The sequence below is a fragment of the Polaromonas sp. genome (genome assembly GCF_012927415.1).
Classification (GTDB): domain Bacteria; phylum Pseudomonadota; class Gammaproteobacteria; order Burkholderiales; family Burkholderiaceae_C; genus Polaromonas.
Window position 1 is genome coordinate 1 of the sequence record NZ_JABBPF010000114.1, and the last position, 10,368, is coordinate 10,368.

Here is a 10,368-nt window from a genome sequence, read left to right on the forward strand (position 1 = left end):
TACGACGCTGCAGGCCGTGCTAGATGGTGTGCGCGATATATTGAGCGAACGCTGGGCGGAAGACGCAGCGCTGGTGCAGTTGCTGCGCAACTGGCTTTGGAGCGAAGGACTGTTTTCTGCCAAGCTGGTCACTGGCAAGGACGAAAACAATGCCGATACCGCCAAGTTCCGTGACTATTTCGACTACGACGAGCCAATCAGCCGGGTTCCTTCGCACCGTGCGCTGGCCGTGTTTCGCGGCCGGGGGCTGGAGATTCTGGATGCCAAACTGGTGCTGCCGGTGCCTCCCGAGGCCGGTCAACCCAGCATTGCAGAGGGCAAGATTGCGTTGCATCTGGCCTGGCGCAACCAGGCGAGGCCATCCGATGAACTGCTTCGAAAATGCGTGGCCTGGGCCTGGCGGGTCAAGCTCAGCCTTTCGCTGGAGCGCGACCTGTTTACCAAGCTAAGGGAAGAGGCTGAAAAAGTCGCCATCAAGGTGTTTGCCGACAACCTGCGCGACCTGTTGCTGGCAGCGCCCGCCGGGCCGCGCGTGGTGATGGGCCTGGACCCGGGGATTCGCACCGGCGTTAAGGTCGCGGTGGTCGATGCCACCGGCAAGCTGGTCGAAACCGCCACGATTTATCCGCACGAGCCGCGCAAGGACTGGGACGGCTCACTGCACACGCTGGCCAGACTGAGTGAAAAACACGGCGTGAACCTGATCGCTATCGGCAACGGCACGGCCAGCCGCGAAACCGACAAGCTCGCGGCCGATTTGATAAAAATCATGTCCAAATCGGTTGATGCCCTGACGGGTCGGGCGCAAGCAGCTATCGATAAGGTAGTGGTCAGCGAAGCCGGTGCCTCGGTCTATTCAGCCAGCGAATTTGCCAGCCAGGAAATGCCCGACGTCGACGTGAGTCTGCGCGGCGCAGCCAGCATTGCGCGCCGTCTGCAGGACCCACTGGCCGAACTGGTCAAGATCGACCCCAAGTCGATCGGCGTGGGCCAGTACCAGCACGACGTGAACCAGAGCGACCTGGCGCGCAGCCTGGACACCGTGGTTGAGGACTGCGTTAACAGCGTCGGCGTTGATCTGAACACCGCCAGCGTGCCGTTGCTGGCGCGCGTGTCAGGACTGAGCCAGACAGTTGCCAAATCGGTGGTGCGCTGGCGCGACGCCAACGGCGCCTTCACCAGCCGGGCCGACTTGCTCAAGGTGACTGGCCTGGGTGCCAAGACCTTCGAGCAAAGTGCCGGCTTTTTGCGCCTGCGCGCCAGCAGCAATCCGCTGGACATGACCGGCGTGCATCCGGAAACCTACCCTGTGGTGGAGAAAATCATGGCGCACACCGGCAAGCCGGTGACCGAGCTGATGGGCCGCGCCGAGATGCTTAAAACACTCAAGCCCGAGTTGTTTGCCAACGAGAAGTTTGGAGTCATCACCGTCAAGGACATCATTGCCGAGTTGGAAAAACCGGCCCGCGACCCACGCCCGGATTTCAAGGTGGCGCGCTTCAATGACGGGGTGGAAGACATCAAGGACCTTCAACCCGGCATGACGCTGGAAGGCACGGTCAGCAACGTGGCGGCCTTTGGCGCATTCGTGGACATCGGCGTGCACCAGGACGGACTGGTGCATGTGAGCCAGCTCTCCAACAAGTTCGTCACGGACGCTAGAGAGGTGGTAAAAACCGGCGACATCGTCAAGGTGCGCGTGACCGAGGTCGATGTGGCGCGCAAGCGCATCGGCTTGAGCATGAAGCTGGGCGAGCCATCAGCGCGGCATGACGGTCCGCGTGACAACCGCTTTGAAAGCGCCAGGCCCGGGCCGCAAAATCGGGGCGGTGCGCGGCAAGGGACGCTGCAGCAAACAGCTTCGACTGCCATGGAGTCGGCTTTCAGCAAGCTGGCAGCATTAAAAAAATAACCAGAGGAAAAAGAAAGCGCTTGAGCAGCGCGTTGCCTTTTTCTCCTTTTGGCGTGTTCGATAAAGCTGAAATAGCTCGGCGGGCTTGAATAAATAGCCATATAGCCCTGTCGTCCATTGTTTATGGTCACCGACAGCTATGAAAATAGTAGCATGTAAAGATGGTGTGTCAGCAACTCCCATGCCTGTTCGCACCGGGGTCATCCGCTGTTTGGCGGTGCCGGTTTTACATCGAGTCTCTCAGCATGCCCTCGTAGTCCTGGCGCGTGGCGATGCGCGGATTGGTCTTGTGGCAGTGATCGGCCATCGCACCGTCGATCACGGCTTCAAACTGGCTCTGGCTCACACCCACGGCGGCCAAACCAGCCGGCAGGTCAAGCCGGGCGTTCATGGCCTTGATGGCTTCGGGAATATCGCTGCCCGAGGCCAGCCCCATGGCTCTGGCCATGCGGTCCAGCCGGTGCTCCTTCTGCACCGACTCTGCTTCGGCGTTAAAGCGTACTACGGCCGGCAAAAACAGGGCATTCAGCGTGCCATGGTGCAGCCGCGGGTCAACACCGCCCAGGCTGTGGCTTAGCGAATGCACGCAACCCAGACCTTTTTGAAACGCCATCGCGCCCTGCATTGATGCGCTCATCATGTTCAAACGCGCGTCGCGGTCGCTGCCGTCAAGCGTGGCGCGTTCGATGTGCGCCCAGCCGCGCTCCAGGCCGTCCAGTGCGATGCCGTCGGCTGGCGGGTTGAAAAGGGGCGCCATGAAAGTTTCCATGCAATGGGCAATCGCATCCATGCCGGTGGCGGCCGTCAATCTGGCGGGCAAGCCAAAGGTGAGTTCAGGGTCGCAAATGGCGGTTTTTGGCACCAGATGCCAGGAGTGAAAACCCAGCTTGCGGTGATCGTCCACGATGATGATGGCGCCGCGTGCTACTTCGCTGCCGGTTCCGCTGGTGGTGGGAACGGCTATCAGCGGAACGGCGCGCTCGGTGATTTTGGGCGATCCACCCTCGATGGTCGCGTAAGCGGTCAGCGGACCTTCGTGCGTCGCGGCAATTGCCACGCCCTTGGCGCAGTCGATGGCCGAGCCACCGCCGACGGCGATCAGGCCGTCGCAGCCGCCGGTTTTGTACAACCCGGCCGCGAGACGCACGGCCGCTTCGGTCGGGTTGGAGGGCGTCTGGTCAAACACCGTAACGGTCATTCCGGGCAACGCATCCAGCGCCTTTTGCAAAATGCCCGCCGCCTTGACGCCGGCGTCGGTGACGATCAGTGGTCGGCTGATACCGACGCGTTCGCATTCCTGCCTGAGCAGTTTGATGGCTCCAAATTCAAACTGGATTTGGGTGATGTAGTAAATGAAAGCCATGGTTCGCTGTCTTTCTGCGTTGTACGATACGAAGTTGCGGACGTTGACCTTACTTTACAGGCTGGAGAACCCGATGAATTGCAAGCAAACCCTGATCGCCGTCACTTTGGCGATAGCGGGTCTTCAAACAAGAAGGCGGTCGCCAAGGACCTTGTTTCAAGCGGTTTCTTCATAAGTGCTTTTCAGATCCCCCGAAACCCTTCTGACACCCGCCATGCGGGATGTTCTCAGACGCATGGCAAAGGCCGAACGTCCCCCACTGCACACACTCACCGCTGCCCAGGCCCGCGCGGCCTATGAAGCCGGTGCAGGCGTGCTGGAGATTCCCAGCCCCGCCCTGAAACGGGTGGAGGATTTCAGCATTCCTGCGCGAGATGGCCATGCACTGCCGGCCCGGCTGTATGCACCATCGGCAGAGAAACTGCCTGTTCTGTTGTATTTTCACGGTGGTGGTTTCACGATTGGCAGCATTGCCAGCCATGATATTTTGTGCCGCCAGCTCAGCCATCTCGCCGGCTGCGCTGTGGTGTCGGTGGACTATCGCCTGGCGCCCGAACATAAATTCCCCACCGCCGCCAACGACGCATGGGACGCGCTGCAGTGGCTGTCGGCGCACGCGACCAGCCGGGGACTGGACGCCGCGCGGCTGGCCGTCGGCGGAGACAGCGCGGGTGGCACGCTGGCGGCGATCTGCGCCGTGCTGGCGCGTGACGCCAGGCTGCCACTGGCGCTGCAATTGCTGTTTTACCCCGGCTGTACGGCGCATCAGGACACGCCTTCCCACCAGAGGTTCGCCAGCGGCTTTGTGCTTGACGAAGCCAGCATCAGCTGGTTTTTTGACTTGTACGTGCGCAGTCCGGCTGATCGCGACGACTGGCGCTTTGCGCCGCTCAACGCGCCGGATGTTGACGGCGTGGCAGCGGCCTGGTTCGGGCTGGCCGAATGCGACCCGCTGGTCGACGAAGGTGTGATGTACGCAGACAAATTGCGCTCGGCTGGCGTGACGGTCGAGCTGGAAATTTACCGCGGCGTGACCCACGAGTTCATCAAGATGGGTCGCATCATCCCTGAAGCGCGGCACGCCCATGCGGACGCGGCGCGTGCGCTTCGCCACGCCTTTCATCTGAAGCCTTCAAAATGAAAAGACCGGATTTTCGCCTTGTTCACCGTCTGCGCGTGCGCTGGGCCGAGGTGGACCTGCAAAAAATCGTGTTCAACGCGCACTACCTGATGTATTTCGACACGGCCATCACGGATTACTGGCGCGCGCTTGGCTTGCCGTTCGAAGAAGCCATGCTGCAGCTTGGCGGCGAACTGTATGTCAAGAAAGCCAGCCTCGAGTTCCACGGCTCCGCGCGTTTTGAGGACCAGCTCGAGATAGCGCTCAAATGCGACCGGGTGGGCAAATCATCAATGAATTTTTCCGGTGCCATTTTCCGGGGAGATCAATTGCTCGTCAGCTGCGAGCTGGTCTATGTGTTCGCTGATCCGGCGTCGCAAACTTCGAGACCAGTGCCCGACGCCCTGCGCACTTTGGTCGCGTACTTTGAGGCTGGCGACGCTGTGCTTGAAATAAAAACCGGTGACTGGACCGCTCTTGGCCACCCGGCTGCGGCACTGCGAGCGGCGGTGTTTGTGCAGGAGCAGGGGATCGCGCCTGAGTTTGAATGGGACGAAGCAGACAGTTCGGCCCTGCATGCTGTGGCCTACAACGGACTGGGGCAAGCCATTGCCACCGGAAGGCTTATGTCACTGGCGGGACGCCAGGGCAAGATAAGTCGAATGGCGGTGCACCGCGCGGTGCGCGGCTCACGCGTAGGACAACGCCTTCTCGCTGTGCTGCTGGAAGCCGCAAGACAACGCGGTGATTTCGAGGTCGTGCTGCATGCGCAGCGAAGCGTTGAAGGTTTTTATCTGCGCCAGGGATTCCTCTCCCGTGGCGACGCGTTTGACGAAGTGGGCATTGCGCATATTGAAATGGTCAAGACGCTTTAGAAGGCCGACGGCGGCTGACGCGGGAGGCACTGCAAGCCTGCCAGTCAAAGAGCACAAGCGCACGATATGAACGTGAAAGGCCGGACAGGTCCGTATTAATGGCAAAGAAAAAGATTTCATCCGGACAGCCTGGCGCACTTCAGGCCCGGTCAGTGTCCGGCGTCAGGCCCAAACCATTCGCTGCGACGCCAACTCCGGCATTGTTCGCCGGGATGGGCCCGACGGATTCTATGTCTCCCGCCCTGCGTGATGACGTGGCTGGCGGCAGGTGGGTCGCCGGTATTCTTTCCTTCATGATGCTTGTGGTACCGGCCATTGGCGTTCCCGATGAGTTGCTGTTGCAGGACACCCTGAAATCAATGGTGGCGTCGTTCGCGGTGCTCGGCGCAGCGCTGCTGTTTTTCTGGCTGCAACGCCGGAGGATAGAGGCACTGCGCTGGCATGTGCTGATGTGGCTGCCGCTGTCGCTGATGTTTTATGCCTTGGGCAGCATGGCCTGGTCACATGCCTATCTGGGCGGTGTCGAGGCGATCAGGTGGTTCATCTTCAGCCTTTTGCTGTGGCTTGGAATGAATACGCTGACGCGTGAACGACTGCCCGGCCTCGCATGGGGAATTCATGTGGGCGCAATGCTCGCATCGGTCTGGACTGCATTACAGTTCTGGATTGACTTCAGGTATTTCCCCCAGGGGCCCAATCCCGCTTCGACTTTTGTCAACCGGAATTTTTTTGCCGAATATGTGGTGTGCACCCTGCCTTTTTCAGTGTGGCTGCTGGCGCAAAGCCGCAATGCCAAACTGATCGCCTTTTTGGCCCTTAGCCTGTCGCTCAATGTAGTGGCCCTGCTGATGACTGGCACCCGCTCCGCGCTGGCGGCCATGTGGCTGCTGCTGTTTGTGGTGTTTCCTTTGCTCGGATTCGCTTACCGCAGGCAGCTTGCATTTTCAAGCTGGGACATGCCCCGGCGGGTCGCCGCCGCCGGCATAATGCTGATCGCGGTCATCGGCCTGGGTTTGATACCCACCGATAACCCGAAAATCGCCGCGGAGTTGCGTGGTGAAAATGCGCTGGAGCGGGGCATTCTTCGAAGCTTCTCTGTCCTCACGGATCGCGACGAATTCAGTACCGGGTCACTGTCCATTCGCCTGACGTTGTGGAAAGCCACGGGCCGGATGATTGGAGACCGGCCCCTGAGTGGCGTGGGCGCGGGTGCCTGGGAGGTCTACGCGCCGCTGTACCAGACAGCCGGCTCGCAGATAGAAACCGATTACTACGCGCACAACGAGATTTTGCAGTTACTCGCTGAATACGGCTTGATCGGATGGGGCTTTGTGCTTTGCCTGGCGGCATATCTGGCCTCTGCTGCCTGGGCCACCCTAAAAAGCAGCACGACGGAATCAATCGCGCAAGCTCCACTTCGCGCGATGGCCCTGTCCAGCCTGCTGGCGTTGCTGATAGTGAGCAATGCAGGGTTCCCTTGGCGGCTGGCGAGTACCGGGCTTATTTTTGCCATCTGTCTATCGATTCTGGCAGCCTCCGATACCCGTCTCAGCTTGCGCAAGCGGTGGACTGCCACTGAGTTGCGCTGGACACCACAGCGTTCACACGCCCTGGTTTTGAGCACCAGCTTGCTGATTGTCCTAGCGACCCATATTAGCTGGCAAGCCGTGCAATGCGAGCGAAAGATCGTCAGGGCAGTGCAGCTGGCTCTCGCCATCTCCCAGTCTGGGGACCCCAACAACCCAGGCTGGGACCGCTCCAAGCTTGAAATGATGGACCTCATCCAGGAAGGTATCGCCATCAACCCGCACTACCGCAAGCTCACGCCCATGGTGGCCGACGAACTGGCGCATTGGGGCGACTGGAAAAATGCCATCCTGGTGTGGGAATCCATGGTGGCGTCACGGCCCTACGTGGTGGCCATCCTGTCCAATGTCGGCCGCGGGTATGCGCAATTGGGTGATGCCGGCAAGGTGCGCGAATACCTTGTGCGCGCCCGGAGAATTCAGCCGGCGGCCATCCCGGTTCGCTCTCTGGAAGTTCTTTTTCTCAGCCGCACCGGCAGAGGCGAGCTTGCTGCCAGGCTGGTCAAACAATATCTGGCAGAAGGAAGCTATGACTACGACATGGTCAACACCAGCTGGCTGTTAGGCCTTCGAAGCGGCGATTACGACCTGGCGATTCGGGGACTGGAGCTTCGAAACGAGAAATGGCCAGCCAGGAAGGTGGACGGATTGCTCAAGCTGGGTAATCTTTACGCAAATCAGATAAAAGATGACAGCAAGGCACTGGCGTCGTATCAGGCAGCGCTGGCCGCTGCTTCGCCGGATATGAAAGTCGCCGTGCGCCAACAGATTCCGCCAGCCTTTCTGGCCCGGCTCTAGCGCCGCTACGCCTGTTGCCAGGACATTTGGCAACGCTCGATCAGGGGCTCCCGGTTTGATTGTGTCCCGCTCCGGTAATAGGTTTTTTCATTGAACTGAATATCCCAGCGGCTTGCACCGTCTGGAGTTGGCTGCGCGCTGGCCAGAACCAGGGCGCTGCTGCGCGTCCCGTAGGCCTGTCCGGCAATCTCCACAAAGGCGCTCGACAAAGCCTCTTCCAGCGCCAGCGAGACGCCAGTTGCAGGAAGCTGTCCGGGAGGGGCGCGTTCGGAGTTGGCCAGTGCCGTCCATAGTCGGGCTTGCAATTGGTCAGGCTCGGGCTCGCTTTGTCCGGCCCGTAGCGCCCCCGCCAGCACCCGTTTGAGTTCCATGGTTTTGAGCCAGGGCGTGTCCAGCTGTGCGTTGGACAAGCCATAAACGCCGGGTGCAAGCGATTGGGCATGCCAGCCGAAATCGGTGGCGGACCTGTTGGTGACCCAGGTCCATGCGTTACGCTGGAAGTCGCCGAGCACCAGGTTGAACCCGCCATAAGCGCTGATTTCGGCCTTCAGCGCCAATGCAAAGCTGGCGGCATCACCGTCGGCTTCGAGCCAGCGCGTGACCAGTTCACCGCGGGAACGGGGTGCCGCTTGCGGCTGTGCCTCACGCACATTGGTCAAAAACGCCACCCGGCCGCCTGGTGTCATGCCCAGCCAGGTTCCGCCCGCGCGCATGTCACGTCCCGAAATAATACGCTGGCCGGAAACGGTTTTCCATGGGGCCAGCGGCAGCGTGGGACGAGACCAGAATTCATCGCGGTTGGCCGCGATCACCAGAGGCCAGCAGGCCGATGCGTTGATGGCAAAGGCAACCAGACACATGAGTGAGGCTCTTGAAGGGAAGACTCAGATATCTTCGAGCAACGTGTAGGGCAGGGGCAGCAGCGTCAGGGCAGCGCCTGCGGCGCATCCCAGCGTCAGTGCGCCACCGCTGGCAGCTGAAATCTGCATCGATACGATCGCGTCAAATCCGCCCGAGGGATTGGCTGCTGCAGCTGCCACCAGCCCGCAGGGTTGTTCGGCATCAGGCGCATGAAACACCTCCTGTCCGACGTGGGGTGCTGCGTCGGCATGCCCCAGGTAAGCACGGCGCTTGAGGGTGCCGCGAAACTGGCTGCGTGCCACGATCTCCTGGCCCGGGTAGCAGCCTTTCTTGAAGCTCACGCCGCCGACTGACTCGTAATTGAGCATTTGCGGCACGAAAGCCTCGAAAATCGGCTGGCTAACCATCGCAATGCCGGACTGCACCTCCAGCCATTGCCACAGGTCCAGGTCGATGCGCGCGGCTTGTGGTGGCGCGGTCCCGCGAGGTGCACACCAAAGCGCACGTGCCTGGCCGGCACCGGTTGGTAGAAAAACCAGATTTGCGGCACCAATATCGGTCTTGGTCCAGGGAGTGTCGGCACCGCCAGCGATTGATTTGATCGTATTTCCGGTCACGCCGCAAAGTACAAAATCAGCGCTGGCATCGCTGAGCGTGGCCTTGGCGCGCATGACGAACATTGACATGCGCTTGAGCGTGGCGGCCAAAATGTCACCGCTGCAGACCATCAGGACTTCTTCGTGGCTGCGCTTGAACAACACGAAGCTGGCCTGCATGCGCCCCTTGGGATTGCAAAACGAAGCCAAGCGCGCCTCGGACAGGCTCAGCGAGGCAACGTCCTGCGTCAGCTGGCCTTGCAAAAACGACACGGCATCAGCGCCGGAAACCCGAATCACGCCCAGATGAGTCAACTCGCAAATGCCGGAGCTGCCCGAGGTGCTCGAAGTGCCGGAAGTGTCAGTTGCTGTGCTGGCTGGTGTCATGGCGCGTTTCGCAGTCGGGTTGAAGATGGGCTGAATTATCATCGCCTTGTGCTTTTTGGTTTTATCGTTAAAAAGGTAGTTGGTCTGTGCGTCGTGTCTTTGCAAGTTTGCTGGTGGGACTATTTGCTGCTGCGCTGTTGCTGTTTGGCGCTGCGCTTTGGTGGCTTCACGAACCCATGGTCCTGCGCCTGCAACCCGGCAACCTGGTGATCGACCTTGAAATTGAACCCGGCACGTCCGCCAGTGGCGTGGCCGGAGTCATCGTCGCCAGCGGAGCCGATGTGCCGGTGCTGTTGCTGCAAACCTGGTTTCGCTTCTCTGGTCAGGCCCGACTGATCAAGGCCGGCAGCTACGAACTGGTGCCCGGCACCTCGCCACGCAGGCTGCTGAGCATGCTGGTGCGCGGTGAGGAAACGCTCAAAAGCGTCACGCTGGTAGAGGGTTGGACCTTTCTTCAAGTCCGCGCGGCACTACAAAAATCAGAGCAGCTTGCACCCGAAACCATTGGACTTGAGCCTGAAATCATCATGGAAAAACTGGGCCGGCCGGGGTTACATCCTGAAGGCCGGTTTTTCCCGGACACCTACACCTATGCCAAGGGCTCCAGCGATCTGGCGGTGCTCAAGCGCGCGGCCCGCGCCATGGACAAGCGGCTCGATGCTGCCTGGAGCCTTCGCAGCGCCGACACCCCGCTGAAGTCGCCGGAGCAAGCCTTGATTCTGGCCAGTATCGTGGAAAAGGAAACCGGCAAACCGTCGGACCGGGCGCAAATCGGCGGCGTTTTTACCAACCGGCTGCGGCTCGGCATGCCACTGCAAACCGATCCGACGGTGATTTATGGACTGGGCACGCGGTTTGACGGCAACCTTC

General features: G+C 60.5%; 8 protein-coding genes. 5 read left to right on the plus strand and 3 right to left on the minus strand.

The genetic code is table 11. The features are described from left to right. A partial coding sequence (locus tag HHJ19_RS11215; protein WP_296907263.1) for a Tex family protein occupies positions 1-1,912 on the plus strand: 1,912 nt, incomplete at its 5' end. A 226-nt stretch (positions 1,913-2,138) separates the two neighbouring features. Here the strand turns inward: HHJ19_RS11215 and HHJ19_RS11220 are convergent. Then, positions 2,139-3,275, minus strand: coding sequence for an iron-containing alcohol dehydrogenase (locus tag HHJ19_RS11220; protein WP_296907266.1), 1,137 nt, complete (start codon positions 3,273-3,275; stop codon positions 2,139-2,141). A 214-nt stretch (positions 3,276-3,489) separates the two neighbouring features. Here HHJ19_RS11220 and HHJ19_RS11225 point away from each other — a divergent pair, with 214 nt between their 5' ends. From HHJ19_RS11225 to HHJ19_RS11235, 3 genes are all read left to right on the plus strand, one after another. Next, positions 3,490-4,416: an alpha/beta hydrolase gene (locus HHJ19_RS11225; protein WP_296907269.1), complete on the plus strand. Its 927-nt coding sequence runs from the start codon at positions 3,490-3,492 to the stop codon at positions 4,414-4,416. Further along, a complete protein-coding gene (locus tag HHJ19_RS11230) occupies positions 4,413-5,270 on the plus strand; it encodes a YbgC/FadM family acyl-CoA thioesterase (RefSeq protein WP_296907271.1) in 858 nt (285 codons plus the stop codon). Before HHJ19_RS11225 ends, HHJ19_RS11230 begins: the two co-directional genes overlap by 4 nt. Positions 5,271-5,500: 230 nt before the next feature. Further along, the gene (locus HHJ19_RS11235; RefSeq protein ID WP_296907274.1) at positions 5,501-7,654 is read left to right on the plus strand and encodes an O-antigen ligase family protein; all 2,154 of its coding nucleotides are present in this window, start codon (positions 5,501-5,503) and stop codon (positions 7,652-7,654) included. A 5-nt stretch (positions 7,655-7,659) separates the two neighbouring features. On the opposite strand, the gene HHJ19_RS11240 is transcribed toward HHJ19_RS11235, so the two are convergent. Together HHJ19_RS11240 and HHJ19_RS11245 are read right to left on the minus strand one after the other, a co-directional pair. Further along, positions 7,660-8,514 (minus strand): NRDE family protein, encoded by an 855-nt coding sequence (locus HHJ19_RS11240; protein ID WP_296907276.1) that lies wholly within the window; start codon positions 8,512-8,514, stop codon positions 7,660-7,662. 24 nt (positions 8,515-8,538) lie between these two features. After that, on the minus strand, positions 8,539-9,498 hold the full coding sequence (locus HHJ19_RS11245; RefSeq protein WP_296907281.1) for a folate-binding protein: 960 nt from the start codon (positions 9,496-9,498) through the stop codon (positions 8,539-8,541). 86 nt (positions 9,499-9,584) lie between these two features. Between HHJ19_RS11245 and mltG the strand changes: the two genes are divergently transcribed. Then, a partial coding sequence (mltG, locus tag HHJ19_RS11250; RefSeq protein WP_296907278.1) for an endolytic transglycosylase MltG occupies positions 9,585-10,368 on the plus strand: 784 nt, incomplete at its 3' end.